The following is a 15,650-nucleotide window of genomic DNA, read 5'->3' as shown; positions in this document are numbered from 1 at the left end:
TCTTATCCCTCCCCAGCTTTGCTTTTATCCCCATGCCTTCTTTATTATAATATGCTGCCAGATTTTTTTCCAGAAAATTGTCAGATCTGTTTGTGTCAGGTGTTCATATGATACAGACAGTCTATTCTTATTATTTGCCATCCTCTTTCCCTCAAGTTATAATTAGATTCGGTAATTTTCGATAGTCAAAGCCCCCGCCGCAAGCAACGGGGAAAAAATATATATTTCAGAAGGGGGAACTAGTATGACTCACCGTCCGCATTTGATTGTAATGCTGACACACCATGACTGTACTGTCAGAAACGCCTACGAAATTTTTGAGCAATGCAAGCGCAGCAAGGCAGACTTCTGGGGCTTTAAAGAACAGCCGCTTCCGCTGCCGCAAATGAAAACATTATATACTTATATGAAAGAATACGGAAAAACTACCTTTCTGGAGGTAGTGGCATATACGGAAGAAGAATGTATGAAAGGTGCCAAAATGGCTGCTGCCTGCGGCTGTGACATTCTGCTGGGTACGTTATTTTTTGACTCGATCAACACCTTCTGCAAAGAACACCATTTAAAATACATGCCTTTCGTTGGAAGGGTTACAGACAGGCCATCTATTCTAAACGGTACGCCAAAAGAGATGATTGCAGAAGCCCAATCTTATCTCGAAAAAGGAGTCTATGGCTTTGATTTATTAGGTTACAGATATACAGGGGACGCCTTTTCTCTTAATAAGAGATTTGTATCTGAAATAGACGCTCCAGTCTGTATCGCAGGCAGTGTAGACAGTTACAGACGACTTGACGAAATCAAGGAAGCCTCTCCCTGGGCCTTTACCATAGGCGGCGCTTTTTTTGAACACAAATTCGGCAAAACTTTTAACGAACAGATCGACAATGTATGCCGCTATATGTATACCCTAAAGGGCACACCGTAATACAACCCCTTCGGGATGGCGGTCTTTGCCCGATAAGGTATACCCTAAAGGGCATACCGTAATACATTCCCTTCGGGAGGGCAGGCTTCGCCTGATAAGGTATGCATAACAGGATTTTGTCGTCCTTCACAAAATTTCCGAGGTGCACAGGCAATATTTAAATTTCGTTCTTTATCTGCTCCCGAGGAATGAGGCTGTAATCATACATTACTTCTGAATGATTCTTCAAAACAAGTTCCTTATCCAGAACCTTGCCAGTCTCTTTATCGATAACATTTCTGTAAATCTCTGAATTTCTATAATATTTTTCTCCTTCCTTTGCAAAGTGATGGTTTTCCTCCACCAGCTCATAGCGCCGCGGATATGCCTCTTCACTTCTTAACTCTGCGTATAGTTTTTCTTCTTCACACCACACAAGAAGCTGCACATTTTGTTCTGTATTATTTTTAAAGCGATAATCTATGCTGTTGTAACAGACAGATGTTCCAGAGCTGAACGGAACTCTCTTGCCCTCGTCAGGAGCCAGTGCGTCTGAATGTTTATGAAATTCCGTCACCTCCAAAGGACTATGCAGCACCAGCCAGTGTATCGTATTTCCTAAATTACAGAGTCCACCTCCGATACCCGCCTTTATTGTATTTCCGCTGATAACCCGTCCCTCTTTATATCCTTTTCTCTTTGTCGTCTTGCCTACGGTCTTCCAAAAAGAAAAGACTTCTCCCGGGCGAAGAACAAGTCCGTTTATTTTCTCACACGCCAGCTTAATATTCTGTGCTTTTCCTTCTTGCAGGCGAATATCTATTCCTTTCCCTCTTTTTATCAGATTTGAACTATGAGCCGCTACAACATTTGGCAGTTTTTCTCTCTGTATCGTTTCCGCGAACTTTTCTTTCTCAAAAAAATTTTTTATATGGCGTTTCAATATCTCTTTCTGAAGTGCAATCTCATAGCAAACTGGACTGATTTCACAAAAAAGCCTGTCCCTTTTCCATAGCATGTTCAGATTCCTCCCTCTTTTGTATATCTCCCAGCCTTTTTTGGCAGGATTTATTTAATCCGTATAATATTAGAATCAGCTTCTCCAAATTTCTTCTGATTCCTATTTTTGTTTCTTGATCATATCCTATGAACTTTACTAGTATACTGGCAATACCACTTAAATTTGCACCGCAAATGTCTGTAAATATCTGATCCCCTATAAAAACTGTTTCTTCCTTCTTCATCCCCAGCATCTTCACCGCTTTTAAATACTTCTCCGGTCTTGGCTTCTGCGCATCACACAGATAAAATGAATCAATATTCTTCTTAAATCTCTTTACCCTTTCCTCATCATTGTTTGATAAAAGCAGCGTTTTAAATCCCATGCTGTGCAGTTTTAAAAAGAACGCATCCACTTCCTCTGTAGAATCATCCCCATGAGGCACCAATGTATTGTCTATATCAAATAAAAGTCCTCTGTAACCTTTTATGTACAATTTTTCGTAATCAACAGCAAACACACTGTCTACGTATTCATAGGGATAAAACACTTTAAACATTTTGTCCGTCCCTCCGTTACTTCGATACTAAAATACTCCATTACAACGAGAGTATATCCCATTTTCTTCAGAATGTAAATGAGAAAAGGACATTACAATAGGGAGAGCACACTCAGCAGCTGTGGCTCTCCCTTGCATCTATTTCCTTTATAACAATATGTTGTTTTTCACATCCTCCAGTCTGTCATAAAAATCTATTTGCAGCTTATGTGTTTCCTTTCCTCTAGGAGAAAGCGTTTTTAATTTTTCTTTTTTACGTTCCTCTATTCTCCCTCCTATGTAATTTGTGGCAGGTTCAAATCCTAACACATACTCTCCTTTATTCAGGTATCTCCACTGAAGAAATTTATCTAGCGTCTGATTGTCAAACTTAAGCGTAAATCCCATCTGCAATTTATGGTTAAACATACCTACACATGTCGTATCGCCCTGCCGTTTCAATCGATGTAAGAAACACATTTCTCCTGTACTTGAGGGTTCTTCTATCTGATTCCATTTCCCCAGATTTCTTTCTGAATATTCGTTTGCACCTTTTACCTCTTCTGTTGGAATAAATAATTCACACGAAGGTGATAGAAAGGGATACCCGATATTGAAATGGTATAGCTGCATATATTCCTGTTCTTCAAAGCCTGTATTGATAATTTCATCTTCCAGAACAATTCTGTTCTTCTCCTGATATGCAGTTATCGTCCTCCTTAGGTGCAGCTTCTCACCAAACAGAAAGCTTTCCTTCATCCTCCCTGTGAGCTGTACCTCGTTTCCCTCTTCTTTTTCCAACATTCTTACACTGTAGTCATCTGCCGGAATATTGCTGATTTTACCGTGCAGACCTAATTCTTTCCCATCTACGCATGGACTGCCTATATTATCCAGCCCGCATGTTGTTACAAAGCCTGCCGTGAAATTTTCCAGCCACTTTGTTCCTCTATTGTCATAATACTGCGGAGCACAAATCCCATTTGGATTGATATAGCTTAGATTCACTCCTTTATAGGACACATACGCAATGTCCATGCATCGATCTGCAATGACCGTAAATTGGAGTCCGCTTTCATTCATTATATGGGTAGCACGTACACCGTCTTTTCTTCCGCCCTCCATCCGGTAATTTTCTACACGAAAAAGCTGAGAAATGTCGCCTATATATGCATACTTTCTTTCCTCCATAGCGTCTCCTTATGGTTCCATCATAACCTTCATGGCATCCGGCAGTTCTGTCGCCTTAAACGCTTCTTCCCAGTCAGACAGTTTAAATTTATGGGAAATCAGCCCTTCTGTCTTGATCTTACCCGATGCAATTCCCTGTATTACAGAATCATATGTAAGAGCTGACAGGTGGGAACCGATAATTGTCAGTTCTTTTCCATCCCCGATTGTATTCCAATCAGCCGTTACTTCCTGTGCGAACACTCCCATCTGCACATATCTTCCGAGATTTCTCAGAGCATCCATTCCCTGTGTTACACTTCTTGGGCTGCCTGAAGCTTCAATATATACATCGCACCCCAGTCCATCTGTCAGGCGCCGAATTTCCTCCGCCACATCGCACTTTGCCGGATTAAGAACTACATCTGCGCCGAATTTCTTTCCCATCTCCAGGCGATTTTCTTTTACATCAATTCCAATCACCATTTTCGGGAGTGCCAGAGATGCAATATTGACCATAGATGTCCCGATTGCGCCCAGACCCGCGATCACAACTACATCACTGTGCTGTATTTGTGCCTGCTCTACCGCATGCATACCGCAGGCTATAGGTTCTATCAAAACAGCCTGTTCTGCCGTAAATTCTTTTGGCACTTTATGGATAAGACAATTTTTATCCAGCTTTACATATTCCGCAAACCCACCGTTTGCATATTGTTTAAACCCAAACACCGCTGATCTTGTACACATCCAGTAGGCCCCGCTTTTACAGAATTTGCACTCTCCGCACGGAACAATCTGCTCGGCCACAAGAACGTCCCCAACGGCGTAGTCTTCTACGTCTTCTCCAATCTCTACGACCTCGCCGAAAAATTCATGCCCGCCTATACAAGGAGCTTCTATATATCTGTTTTCTTCTGATGTTCCCCATATGCGTATACCGCCGTGATATGCCTTTATATCGCCTGCACAGATACCACATCCTTTTACCTTCAGGACAATCTCTCTTTTTTCCGCCCTCGGCTTTTGATATTCTTCATACCTGTTGTCATACGGCGCATAAGATACAAGTGCTTTCATTTTTTCTGCCATAATTTATCTCTCCCTTTTCTGTTTATTTTCATTCATTACCGAAATGCTCATCATAATATTCCTGTGCGTTGCTGGAATCGATCACTGTAATCGGCATATACTGTATTTCCTCCTGCTCCGTACCCTGCCGGAAATTCTCCGCAATGTCGATCAATGTTTCCCCATGAACTGCGCCTCCTCCAAGACTTACAGAAGACTTCTGCGGATCTCCATTGATAATGTTCATGATTTCCTGCTCTGTAGCATCAATTCCGAAAATTCCGAACTTGTCATATTCATCTGCCGAAATATAGGATTTTACCCCCTCGTTAGCGCCGGCTCCTCCACCAGAACCAATCGAACAAATGACTTTTATATCTGGATTAGACTGCATAAAGTTTTCCGCATTTTTCTGTCCATCCTCCATTACTTCTGCCGGCTGTGTCGCTACTAATTCTGCGTTCGGTGCCAGTTCCGCAATCGCGTCCTTAATCCCGTTTGCCCTGTCGATAATTTCAGGATATTTGGGGAGATCTTCAAGCGCCCATTCTATCGCTTCATCTCCATAGACCTCATTGATCCACTGCGCTGCTCTTTCGCCGCAGGCATACCCTGTATTGTAGGCGTCAACTAAGTACTGTGCATCTGAATTTTCAATCGTCTGGGTATAAGCAATTACTTTGATCCCTGCCTCCTGTGCTTCTTTACATACGTCCTCTACAGAGTTCGACTCTACCGCCGCAACAATAATAGCGTCCACGCCGGACTGTATAAAGTTTTCAATCTGAGATACCTGGGTTGTCGCATCATCATTGGAATTCTGTACAGTTACCGTCATACCCAATTCTTCTCCATGTGCTTTTGCTGCCTCTGACAACTCTGCCCAGGTCAGATTTCCTAGATTCAAAGTCATTCCTACCGTATAAGAATCCTCATCTCCTCCCGCACTTCCTCCGGAGCTGCTCTGGCATCCTGCCGCCACCCCTGTTATCATTGCCACACTTAAAATAACCGCCAACACTTTCTTTTTCATAACCTTTCTTCCTTTCTTTTTTTAATATTTTATAGTGCTATTTTTCCCGCCTCTGGGTATATCATATAATGCATCAGTTTTCTGCATTAATTGCTTTCATTTTCTTCGCCTTTTCATTTTTCCGCAGTGACATTGTGTCATAGATAACTGCTGCCAGAAGCACTAACCCTTTGATGACCTTCTGCACATATTCGTTGATATTCATAATTGCCAAACCATTCTCCAGCACACCGACAATCAGACATCCGATAAATGCTCCCAATATGGTTCCTTTCCCGCCGTTCGTGCTGACCCCGCCTACTACGCAGGCTGTCAAGCAATTAAACTCATACCCGTCTCCTGTGGAGGATTGTGCCGAATTCAACCGTGCCAACATCAAAATCGCCCCGATAGAAGTAAAGAATCCACACAGACTATATGCCAGAAGCTGAATCCTCTTTACATTTACCCCCGACAGCTTCGCCGCCTCCACGTTGTTTCCTATTGCGTAAAAGTACCGTCCGTAAACAGTTTTATTAAGAATAAACACGCCGACAGCAATAATAATGAGAAGGAAAAAGATGGAGATCGGAATGATTCCCGCCACAGTTCCCTGTCCTAATTTTACAAAGGCATCATCGAACTTAAAGATTGCAAGCCCTCCTGTAATTAAGAAGCTGACTCCTTCCAGTATTGTCATCATGGAAAGAGTTACTATCAGAGGCGCTACATGGGTTTCTGTGATAATGATACCGTTAATTAATCCAATCGCTGTTCCAAGCAGCATACCCACAGCACATGCCAGCATCCAGTTCATTCCAAAATTTTTCATCAACACTGCCGTCACTACAATATCTACAGAAATCTGATATCCTACCGAAAGGTCAATTCCTCCAGTAATAAGAACAAAGCTAAATCCGACTGAGCAAATACCAACTGTAGCTATCTGTTTCGCAATATTAAAAAAGTTCTTCGCCTGCATAAACTGTGGTGACACAATGCTGAAAAACAACATCAATGCCAATAGTACGATAAAAACCGCAAATTCTTTACTTTTTATAATTCTCTTCATTTATTCCGCACCTGCCGCTTTCGTTAAAATTGTTTCTTGTGATATTTCATTTTTATTTAATGTTCCTGCCATCCTACCTTTACACAGCACGATAATCCGATCTGACATTCCAATTAATTCTTCCATATCTGATGAAATCATAACAATGGCTTTTCCCTGATTTGCCAGTTCATTCATCACCTCATAGATTTCCTGCTTTGCGCCTACATCAATTCCTCGGGTAGGTTCATCGAAAATAATAATATCCGGATCCATAGCAAGCCATTTTGCCAGTACTACCTTCTGCTGATTCCCTCCACTTAAATTTTTCACAAGCTGTTCGATCGTTGGCGTTTTAATCCGCAGTATTTTTTCATATTTTTCTGTCACTTCATTTTCCTTTGCAGACTTAATCACACTATATTTTGATATATGTTTCAGACACGGCATTGTTGTATTCTCCCGAATACTCATCTCCAGGACAACTCCATGCCTTTTTCTGTCTTCCGGAATCATAGCGATATTATTTTCTATCGCCTCCCGGCAATTCTTAGGCCGAAAACTTTTTCCTTTATATATGATTTTCCCTGAGGTGATCCGTTCACTGCCAAATATAAGCTGTGCCAGTTCTGTACGACCGGCTCCTACCAGCCCTCCCAGTCCTAAAACTTCTCCTTTCTTTATCTCAAAGCTGATGTCTTTTATTCCATTTCCACTTAGCTTATCCAGCTTCATAATCGTTTCCCCTGCTGGTTTTTTTCGAACCGGATACGATTCGTTTAACTCTCTTCCAACCATCAGTCGGATAAGCTCTTGTTTATTTGTATCTGCTGTGTTGACTGTAGTTATGTACTTTCCATCCCTGATAACTGTCACTCGATCGGATAACCGGAATATTTCTTCCATACGATGCGAAATATAAAGTATCGTGACTCCTTCTGCCTTAAGCCTGTCCACAATCTCATACATCGCTTCAACCTCCGTGATCGTCAAGGGGGCTGACGGTTCATCCATGATCAGTATTTTCGCATCCTTTGAAATTGCCTTTGCTATCTCCACAATCTGTTGGAAACCCGTTGTCAAGTCTGCAACCTTCACTTTTGGATCAATCCTGACATGCAGTCTTTCAAAAAGTTCTTTTGCCTTTTCCTCCATTGCTTTTCTGTCCAGAACCATCCCTTTGAGCATATATTCTCCCATAAAAATATTTTCCGCTGCCGACAATACCGGAACCAAAGTAAATTCCTGATATATCACCGCTACGCCCTTCTGTCTGGAAAGCTTAGGCGTGAGCTTGTCAAAGGTCTCTCCACATATCTCTATTGTTCCCCGGCTAGGTTCAATCGCTCCGGAGATCGTCTTAATCATTGTTGATTTCCCAGCTCCGTTTTCTCCTACGATAGCATGAACTTCTCCTTCTCTGAATTCCATGTTCATGTCATCTAACGCTACAACCCCCGGATACAGTTTGGAAATGTGGTTCAGTTTTAATATAGTATCTCCAATCATTTCCTCAACTCCTTCCTTTCGTTTGTTGTTAAAAACATTTTATACCGTCAATTTCACGAAAAAAAGGAACCATTTTTTACATAAAGTATACATTTTTAACCACTGCAGGTTTTAAAAGTCTTATTTATTGTCAAGCCTTTCCAAATCTGCTAAAATTTTGATTAGCGTTAATTAAATCATTCTCTGTAGGCAGTGAAACAACTCATTTACTGCACTGCACATGGAATAGAAGGTAGAAACATATTAGGAGGATATTCATGTTTAAAGTGCTGATCGTAGACGATGAGATTTATGTCGTAGCGTTAATTCAGAAACTTATTTCATGGGGGAAATATCAAATGGAAATAGCCGCTACAGCCAACGATGGAGTAGCCGCCCTTTCATTGGTAAAGGAAATTGTTCCAGATCTCGTAATCGTAGACGTACGTATGCCCGGTTATGACGGTCTGACCTTTATGAACGAAGTCCGCAAATTCAATACCAACGTAAAATTTATCGTAATCAGCGGTCATAAGCAGTTCGACTATGCTCGTGAGGCTCTGCGCAGCAATGTGGTAGACTACCTCCTAAAACCTATTAATAAAGAAGAGCTGGAATGTGCTGTCCGCCGTGTATATGAACAACTGGCAGAAACACAGCAGCGAGAAAACTCCCTAAAGGAAATCTCAATTCAACTAGATGCAGGCAGAAAGCAGGCACAGAAAATATTCTTTGAACATGTACTTAAAGGGGACATTTCTTTTCCATGTGAATTATTTTCCATTAATGAGCAATATCTGACGCATTTTCGTCCCGGCATATTCCAGATGTGCGCCCTGGTTCTTGATGCGTCGGCAAACACCTCGGATTCAGGCAAAACTGTTCCGCTTTTACTCATGGAAGCCCGTACAGTTCTTTTTTCTGCCCTGCAAGAATTATGTATGGAAACATTGGAATATACTTACAAAAATATTTCTTTCTTTTTTCTAAATTATACAGTGGAAAAACAGGAGTCCCTTCTCCCTGTTTTAAAAAAGCATCTGGAAAACTGCGAACGGAGTACAAAGAAATTCGCCGGACTGTCTTTCCATATCTGTTTAGGCAGTCTTTGCAATGAGCCGCTGTCATTCTCTGATGCGGCTTCTAGCCTTATAAAATGTCTCCTTTCCAGAACCGCACTTTGGAATAAGAAGCTGCTTACACCTTCTGAGCTTCATGCTGCGCCGGAATTGCTCAATACAATTATAGATTACCGGAAAGAGGCACTTTCCAACGCGTTAGCCTCTCTCAATGAATCAGAAATACGACGCTGCATAAAAGATATGTATTCCAGGGCGTACTATGTCCTGGAGGAAGACAGTCTTTTATATTATCGCCTATACGTAAAATTACTTGAAAAAATCTACCTCTATTTTCATGACATCGGTGTATGTAATGAATCCGAAACTGCATTTAAAGAACGTATGCTTAAACTCTATATTTCCGCATCTTCTCCGCAGAAATATGCTGCTTCTTTATCTACAGAGACTGCACGCATGGTAGCCGAAAATCAACTGTCTGCCGACAGTCGTTCTACCCCCCCCCCTATCCGGATTGTAAAGCGGTATATCGCCGAGCACTACAGCGAAGATATCAGCTTATCCGATGCGGCAAAAATAGTAAATCTTTCTCCTGTATATTTAAGCAGACTATTTAAAAAGGAAGAAGGGATCAATTTTTTAGATTACCTGAACCAATATCGGATTGACATTTCAAAAAATCTGTTGAAAGACGTAAAACATAATATTCTTGAGACAGCTTCCCTGTCTGGTTTCGGCAGTACGAAATATTTTTCTAAAATATTTAAGAAAACCGTGGGAATCACACCTTCCGAATATAGAAAACGTCATTTAGGAACAAACGGAGGGGAAAAATGAAAGTATCGAAGAATCTAAAATTTCTGACTTCCGGAAAGGTAATCTTTGTGTTTTTGCTAGACACTCTGCTCATTATCTGTACGTTTTTATTCTTTGGCTGGCTGCTAAACGAACTAAAGCCTCCTGCAAAGGGCTATTTTTCTTACCGCGAAACTGCACTATGCCTGGGGCTTTCTCTTTTATTAAGCGGAGTTTTTACTTATCTGCTGCTCATCCGCCAGCTTTGGAATATAGAAGAATTTATTACAAAGCACGCTTCTGTCTTCGATGCAGAAAAGGCAGGAGACATCTTTTCTTCTCCTACGATTGATACAACTCTATATCATTTGATCCGGCAGCAGGAATTTGCCAATGCACAGAAGAGATTTGAAGAAAAACAAAGAAAAAAGGCCGAGCTCTACGCATTATCCTCTCAAATCGATCCACATTTTCTTTATAATGCTTTAGATTCAATCAGAGGATATGCCCTTATACATGATATGGAAGAAATCTCTGATATAACAGAAGCTCTCTCACGCGTATTTCGGAACATGATTTCCGACAAGCAGGAACTTTTGTCTTTTCGCCAGGAAATGGATAACATCAACAATTACATGAAGGTTCAGCAATTCCGATTTAATAATAAATTTGATTATTCCTTTGACGTAGAAGAAGAATTACCTGATAAGTATATGATTCCTCGCATGGTATTACAGCCTTTAGTAGAAAATGCCATAACCCATGGGTTGGAGCACAAAATAGAAGGAGGACGTATACAGATTCGCGCCTACACAACAGAGCATAAATTTATTCTTGCCGTCACAGACAATGGTGCTGGCATAAGCGAGGAACGTCTTGAATTTCTGGAAAATGCAATGCACATCGCCTATTCGGATTATAGCCATGCAACAGGTACAGACACACACGCCGGAATCGCCCTGATTAATATCAACAGACGAATTAAGCTGACCTTTGGCAATGAATACGGCATATCTTTAAGCAGTACTCCGAATATACGGACAACCTCCGAGGTAACATTCCCTCTGCTTCTCTGCCGACAATAGGAGTTTTATATGAAAAAAGAAATATTGTATCTGCATAATATCTGTTTTGAAGAAAATGCTGTCAAAATTGTCCGCCATGCTGATTTTCGGGTTTTTGCAGGAGAGATTGTCGGTCTGGCAGGCAGAAACCATTCCGGTAAAACCACATTATTAGGCGCAGCTACGGGAGAGTTCCCTGCTAAAACAGGAATCGTATATATAAAAGAACAAAAAAAGGTACTCCGTTCCATCGAACAGGCCCGCAAAGAAGGAATTTTTCTGATTAAGCCATCAGGTTCACTCATCGACAACTTTTCCATCCGTGATACACTCAAATTGAACTTTGCCTTTGCCAGAAAAAAATACAGTTATAAAGAATACGCGAAAAAATGTAACTATATTTTCGATCTGCTTAAGATAAAAGAACCCGCCGATACCTATATAGCAGATTTAAGTTTTCATAAAAGGCTCCTTATTGAAATGGCGCAGGCAGTTATTTGCAACAGTCAGGTGTTGGTTCTCGATAACGTGGTAAGCCTTCTGTCTGCTTCTGCAAGAAAGGAGATGACCCTTGTATTCAACATCTTGCGCATACATGGTATCAGCCTTGTTCTAATTGAAAACGAGGCAAATTGCATCCTCCCATACCTAGACCGTCTCTGTATCATGCGTAAGGGAAGAATCACTGCGGAATTAGGGCGAGATGAAATGGAGCTCCCTCTTATTCTGTCCCTAATTGAAGGAGAAACCTTGCCTCCAAAAAACGGTGTTTTCTCCCAAATCTCCCCCGCCGACAGTTCTAAAAAATTACTGGATTTTTCTCACATATATACATGGAATAACAAATTAAAGGATCTTACTTTTTCTCTCTATGAGGGTGAGACTCTGGGACTGTGGAACAAAAACTATCATTCCGGCAAAGCGCTTTTTGCACTGATGCGCGGAAATCTCCCTGTTCTCTGCGGAACCATCCGCGTAAACGGGAATATATATTCTCCGGAACAGCAAAATGTACAGCAGCATAAACTTATGCTGATACCGGAAGAAGATGACTTTTTTACCAATATGAACTTAGGAGCAAATATCTGCTTTAGTGCACTTAAGTCAAATTCCTCCGCAGGAATCGTTCTGAAAAAAGGCAGACTGCTCTATCTTACACACGATTTATTAAGTGAGTATTTTTGCGATGAAGGGTATCGCCTATTTGCCAATCAGTTTATCACAGATAACCCTTTAATCAAAAAGAAAGCTTCCATCTGCCGCGCTGTCGCCTGTGGCGCCAGAATAATTATATATGATAATCCTTGTTTAAAAATGGATCTGCATGAGAAGGCACTCTTTTATCAGGATATTCTTCGAACCCAGAAAAAGAAGACTTCCCAACTTATTATCTCCGCTTACCTGGATACGCTCTATCCTGTTTGTAACCGTATTCTACAGATACATGAGGGTAAAATTATAAAAGAAATAGCTCCTGAAATTTAAAAATAGAGAAGAATACCGACTCCTCTGGTTTCTTCTCTATTCGTCCAATTATATTTTTGCGACATATTCGAACGGAAGCGGTGCCACCTTCCCCGGTGTATCAATCTTCACCAGTTGTTCTAATGCTGCTTTTACGATACCCGTCTGCATTTCTACGTCATTCGGCGCGCCTGCGTTAGCGCCCATTGGCACTAGCGGAGCCGCTGCACGTGGCGTACCGGTCTGACGGACGACCGGTGGGAGCGCTGCAATTATAATTGTCGGAATTCCAGCCTCCTCGATTGCTCTCTGCACCAAAACTGCAGAGCGATGACAGGTTCCTCACCCGGCTGTCAGGATCACTGCGTCCACATCTTCTTCTTTGAACATTTTGGCTATCGCAGGCCCTGTTTCATGTTTGAATTTTTCCTGGTCGCCGCCGCCTCCCATGAAGCCCGCATGCACAGGAGCGCACGCCCGTATAAAACCTTCTGCAGCCAATTCATGGATGCGGTCTATCGGAAACATGCAGTTGATATCTTTGTTGACATCACTGTTATCATATCCCCCATGAGATACCATCAACTCGCTCGAGGGCGTATCATTTGTAATCTTCCGCCAGGTAGAATCTCCGGCCAGGTTAAAGCGTTCCTGGCTTTTACAATGTACGCCCGCCGCTGTAGCAAGTGCAATGGACATTTCTTTCAGCTCTTTCTTTACCGGCGTCCAAACTGGCGGCGGAGTAATTGGAACAAAAATTTCTGACTGTATTCCTTTTACCGTCGTTAAACTCACCTCTGTCTGCCTCCTTCTTCATTTTTTTCTTCCATCTCTTTTCGATGTCTGCTATATGTGTCAAGATTCGATACGTACTTCTCATTTGCCTTCGGGCCAAGCTGTTCTACAAAGCTCATATTCCATGCGACCTCCTGTCCGACTTTCAGAGGATACTCGGTAATCAGCATCCTCATGGGAATTTTCAGAAATCCAAGCCTTCCCTTTAAATCAATTCCGACACAGCCTTCATGGATCTCCACAATCACGCCTTCCATACGTATCATCTTATCACCATACTGTAATTCTTTTCTGTCAGTCATATTTTTCTTTTCTCTTTTTACTCATAGGCAGAGACTGCTCATTTTTTACCAGCTCCACCGGCTTTCCTGTAACATTTGAAATCAATTCTACGTTTGAGGACTTTACATTTGGATTCCATTTCTTTTCCGGTTTTTTCACTTCTTCACCTGCCATTGCGTTTTTCAGCATGGCAAGGGCGCGGAGTGCATCCTCTGTACAGAGCGTATTGCAGGCAAGCACTTCATTTTCAATACCTGATTCCGATTTATTGTTGTCTACCATATTTGTCATATATTTATTGCCTACCACGAGAGCGCCCTGCACCGCGCAGAAGGAAAGTCCCACCACCGGAATTCCTCTCATACCGATCTGTTCATGGTGACTTGCGAAGTCAATATGATTATTTCCAAATCCTTCTGTTGTTATGAATGCGCCGTCCACATCCATCATTTCCACCATCGTTCCTACCCGTTTCGAAACATAAAACTTCTCTGCGTTAATCTGCGGGCTTCCGACAAAAATCACTCCACACAAATCTATCTCTTTGTCATAAAGCGCTTCGAGAACAAGGGGTTCTCTCCAATAATGCCTGGACATCTCCTTAGATGCAGGACCGATACAGGTCAGTGCATGGATACAACCGTCCAGAACCTCCAGCGGAGATACACAAACTGGTACATTTCCCAAGTCTACGTTTGGCTTTGCTCCCAACACTCCCACTGGCTCAACCGGAAGAATCAGATTATCATGCATTGCTCCTTGCCCCATGATTTCTTTTACGATCACAACCTTCTTCTTTCCAGGTCTTCTCACTTGATGAAATTCTTCAATGTCTGCCACCAGAGAATCATCTTCCAACGCTTTAAGTGCTTCTCTGATCTCCTGCGTAATATAATCTGTCGCCGCGTGCGCTGCTAAAGGCCCTGGCCTCTCCATATTCATTCCGGCTTCGATAGTCACCTGTGTTTTGATGAAAATTTCACCCTTATCCGGCGCTCCGGGCCGGTTCCACATAATATTTTCGTCCAAATATCCTTCTGAAGAACCAAATTCTCCAATCTGCACTCCGTTGTCGTCTGTTCCTGTCACCATCATAACAACGCCGTCTAAAACTCTTGTCACACCCGTACCTAACTCACAGTCTCCTTCTTTGCAGGCAATAGGCTGCACATCCATAATCGTCTCTGAATACGTATGGTACTCCTGTGGCGTAATAATGTCGATTTTCAGATCGTGTACTAGCTCCTGGGAAGCCACACATTCTGCCTCAATTCCTTCTCGGATGTAAAGCACATCTTTATCTATCTTCGTCTCTAGCCCACGCTTTACCTCTTTGATTCTGTAATGTTTTCTTGTAAGGCTGCGGACTGTCTTTTCTTCCGTCTCTGCCTCCGGATCCTGTATTTTGTCTGCTGATGGTGTCTGTACTGCCCCGCAGGCTGCCGGCACTGTCTGAACAGAAGACTCTGCTGGCGTCGCCGCCGTCACAGGAAGTTCAATATCAATATCTTTCCCCTCGCCGATATGAATTTTCAACACGCCGCCTTGTACAGATGTCCAATCTTTCTGCACAGATCCCGTACGCAAAATCGGATCTGTCTCATCCGCAAAAGCAACGCTTTGTTGCTTTTCATCTTTTTTCTCTGTAGGCGCAGTAATTCCTTCTACCACATCCGAAGTCAGCGGACACAAAGAGTCGCATGTTTTTGTCAATTTTGCTCCGAGCACTTGTTCAATGGTAAGTGCCCCTGTCAAGTCTAAAAGTCCGGAATCCACCAGATCGTCAAAGATTGCCGGATCCTCTAAGTTGGACGCCTGGATTGTGATTCCTTCTTCCGCCCGACAACAAAGCACTGCCGGATCTTTCGCGTGTTCTTTCGCAGTTTCTGCCGAAATAGACATATCCTCTCTCCTCCTGTCTTTTCTTTATATCT

15 protein-coding genes are annotated in these 15,650 nt (G+C 42.2%); 4 read left to right on the top strand and 11 right to left on the bottom strand.

Annotated elements, in window-relative coordinates; genetic code table 11:
• Positions 1-244 precede the first annotated feature (244 nt).
• Complete coding sequence (locus ACZ5C4_RS04980) at positions 245-928, top strand: hypothetical protein (protein ID WP_464520039.1); 684 nt, start codon at positions 245-247, stop codon at positions 926-928.
• A gap of 157 nt (positions 929-1,085) precedes the next feature.
• Here ACZ5C4_RS04980 and ACZ5C4_RS04975 read toward each other — a convergent pair whose 3' ends face one another.
• The 7 genes from ACZ5C4_RS04975 to ACZ5C4_RS04945 all read right to left on the bottom strand — a co-directional run bounded on the left by ACZ5C4_RS04975 (position 1,086) and on the right by ACZ5C4_RS04945 (position 8,258).
• Positions 1,086-1,925: a VanW family protein gene (locus tag ACZ5C4_RS04975; protein ID WP_464520038.1), complete on the bottom strand. Its 840-nt coding sequence runs from the start codon at positions 1,923-1,925 to the stop codon at positions 1,086-1,088.
• Complete coding sequence (locus tag ACZ5C4_RS04970; protein ID WP_464520037.1) at positions 1,894-2,466, bottom strand: YqeG family HAD IIIA-type phosphatase; 573 nt, start codon at positions 2,464-2,466, stop codon at positions 1,894-1,896. The genes ACZ5C4_RS04975 and ACZ5C4_RS04970 overlap by 32 nt, the downstream gene beginning before the upstream one ends.
• Before the next feature lie 147 nt (positions 2,467-2,613).
• Positions 2,614-3,636, bottom strand: a complete 1,023-nt coding sequence (locus ACZ5C4_RS04965; RefSeq protein ID WP_464520036.1) for an aldose 1-epimerase family protein — start codon at positions 3,634-3,636, stop codon at positions 2,614-2,616.
• A 9-nt stretch (positions 3,637-3,645) separates the two neighbouring features.
• Positions 3,646-4,707: a zinc-binding dehydrogenase gene (locus ACZ5C4_RS04960; protein ID WP_464520035.1), complete on the bottom strand. Its 1,062-nt coding sequence runs from the start codon at positions 4,705-4,707 to the stop codon at positions 3,646-3,648.
• 28 nt (positions 4,708-4,735) lie between these two features.
• Positions 4,736-5,719, bottom strand: a complete 984-nt coding sequence (locus ACZ5C4_RS04955; RefSeq protein ID WP_464520034.1) for a sugar ABC transporter substrate-binding protein — start codon at positions 5,717-5,719, stop codon at positions 4,736-4,738.
• A 73-nt stretch (positions 5,720-5,792) separates the two neighbouring features.
• Positions 5,793-6,770 (bottom strand): ABC transporter permease, encoded by a 978-nt coding sequence (locus ACZ5C4_RS04950; RefSeq protein WP_186875420.1) that lies wholly within the window; start codon positions 6,768-6,770, stop codon positions 5,793-5,795.
• On the bottom strand, positions 6,771-8,258 hold the full coding sequence (locus tag ACZ5C4_RS04945; protein WP_186875421.1) for a sugar ABC transporter ATP-binding protein: 1,488 nt from the start codon (positions 8,256-8,258) through the stop codon (positions 6,771-6,773).
• Positions 8,259-8,515: 257 nt separating this feature from the next.
• Here ACZ5C4_RS04945 and ACZ5C4_RS04940 point away from each other — a divergent pair, with 257 nt between their 5' ends.
• The 3 genes from ACZ5C4_RS04940 to ACZ5C4_RS04930 are packed head-to-tail and all read left to right on the top strand — an operon-like array spanning position 8,516 to position 12,660.
• Positions 8,516-10,153, top strand: coding sequence for a response regulator transcription factor (locus ACZ5C4_RS04940; RefSeq protein ID WP_464520033.1), 1,638 nt, complete (start codon positions 8,516-8,518; stop codon positions 10,151-10,153).
• Positions 10,150-11,196 carry a sensor histidine kinase gene (locus ACZ5C4_RS04935; RefSeq protein WP_464520032.1) on the top strand — a complete coding sequence of 349 codons (1,047 nt, stop codon included), beginning with the start codon at positions 10,150-10,152 and terminating at the stop codon, positions 11,194-11,196. The genes ACZ5C4_RS04940 and ACZ5C4_RS04935 overlap by 4 nt, the downstream gene beginning before the upstream one ends.
• A 9-nt stretch (positions 11,197-11,205) precedes the next feature.
• On the top strand, positions 11,206-12,660 hold the full coding sequence (locus tag ACZ5C4_RS04930; RefSeq protein ID WP_464520031.1) for an ATP-binding cassette domain-containing protein: 1,455 nt from the start codon (positions 11,206-11,208) through the stop codon (positions 12,658-12,660).
• A 48-nt stretch (positions 12,661-12,708) separates the two neighbouring features.
• Here the strand turns inward: ACZ5C4_RS04930 and ACZ5C4_RS04925 are convergent, their stop codons facing one another.
• Genes ACZ5C4_RS04925 through prdA form a run of 4 tightly spaced genes read right to left on the bottom strand, consistent with a single transcriptional unit; the run spans position 12,709 to position 15,618 of the window.
• Complete coding sequence (locus ACZ5C4_RS04925) at positions 12,709-12,954, bottom strand: hypothetical protein (protein ID WP_464520030.1); 246 nt, start codon at positions 12,952-12,954, stop codon at positions 12,709-12,711.
• 27 nt (positions 12,955-12,981) lie between these two features.
• On the bottom strand, positions 12,982-13,434 hold the full coding sequence (locus ACZ5C4_RS04920) for a glycine/sarcosine/betaine reductase selenoprotein B family protein (protein WP_464520029.1): 453 nt from the start codon (positions 13,432-13,434) through the stop codon (positions 12,982-12,984).
• On the bottom strand, positions 13,431-13,736 hold the full coding sequence (locus tag ACZ5C4_RS04915; protein ID WP_464520028.1) for a CBO2463/CBO2479 domain-containing protein: 306 nt from the start codon (positions 13,734-13,736) through the stop codon (positions 13,431-13,433). The genes ACZ5C4_RS04920 and ACZ5C4_RS04915 overlap by 4 nt, the downstream gene beginning before the upstream one ends.
• The gene (gene prdA / locus ACZ5C4_RS04910) at positions 13,729-15,618 is read right to left on the bottom strand and encodes a D-proline reductase (dithiol) proprotein PrdA (protein ID WP_464520027.1); all 1,890 of its coding nucleotides are present in this window, start codon (positions 15,616-15,618) and stop codon (positions 13,729-13,731) included. Before prdA ends, ACZ5C4_RS04915 begins: the two co-directional genes overlap by 8 nt.
• Positions 15,619-15,650 lie beyond the last annotated feature (32 nt).

The sequence above is a fragment of the Mediterraneibacter flintii genome (assembly GCF_055387595.1).
The sequence above is the reverse complement of the archived record's forward strand: the minus strand, read 5'-3'. Positions and strand labels throughout refer to the sequence as shown.

Excerpts from the sequence above, each read along its gene's own strand:
- ACZ5C4_RS04915 (WP_464520028.1), bottom strand. The coding sequence starts at position 13,736 with ATGACTGACAGAAAAGAATTACAGTATGGTGATAAGATGATACGTATG.
- ACZ5C4_RS04930 (WP_464520031.1), top strand. The coding sequence starts at position 11,206 with ATGAAAAAAGAAATATTGTATCTGCATAATATCTGTTTTGAAGAAAAT.
- ACZ5C4_RS04945 (WP_186875421.1), bottom strand. The coding sequence starts at position 8,258 with ATGATTGGAGATACTATATTAAAACTGAACCACATTTCCAAACTGTAT.
- prdA (WP_464520027.1), bottom strand. The coding sequence starts at position 15,618 with ATGTCTATTTCGGCAGAAACTGCGAAAGAACACGCGAAAGATCCGGCA.
- ACZ5C4_RS04970 (WP_464520037.1), bottom strand. The coding sequence starts at position 2,466 with ATGTTTAAAGTGTTTTATCCCTATGAATACGTAGACAGTGTGTTTGCT.
- ACZ5C4_RS04960 (WP_464520035.1), bottom strand. The coding sequence starts at position 4,707 with ATGGCAGAAAAAATGAAAGCACTTGTATCTTATGCGCCGTATGACAAC.
- ACZ5C4_RS04975 (WP_464520038.1), bottom strand. The coding sequence starts at position 1,925 with ATGCTATGGAAAAGGGACAGGCTTTTTTGTGAAATCAGTCCAGTTTGC.
- ACZ5C4_RS04940 (WP_464520033.1), top strand. The coding sequence starts at position 8,516 with ATGTTTAAAGTGCTGATCGTAGACGATGAGATTTATGTCGTAGCGTTA.
- ACZ5C4_RS04965 (WP_464520036.1), bottom strand. The coding sequence starts at position 3,636 with ATGGAGGAAAGAAAGTATGCATATATAGGCGACATTTCTCAGCTTTTT.
- ACZ5C4_RS04980 (WP_464520039.1), top strand. The coding sequence starts at position 245 with ATGACTCACCGTCCGCATTTGATTGTAATGCTGACACACCATGACTGT.
- ACZ5C4_RS04955 (WP_464520034.1), bottom strand. The coding sequence starts at position 5,719 with ATGAAAAAGAAAGTGTTGGCGGTTATTTTAAGTGTGGCAATGATAACA.
- ACZ5C4_RS04950 (WP_186875420.1), bottom strand. The coding sequence starts at position 6,770 with ATGAAGAGAATTATAAAAAGTAAAGAATTTGCGGTTTTTATCGTACTA.
- ACZ5C4_RS04935 (WP_464520032.1), top strand. The coding sequence starts at position 10,150 with ATGAAAGTATCGAAGAATCTAAAATTTCTGACTTCCGGAAAGGTAATC.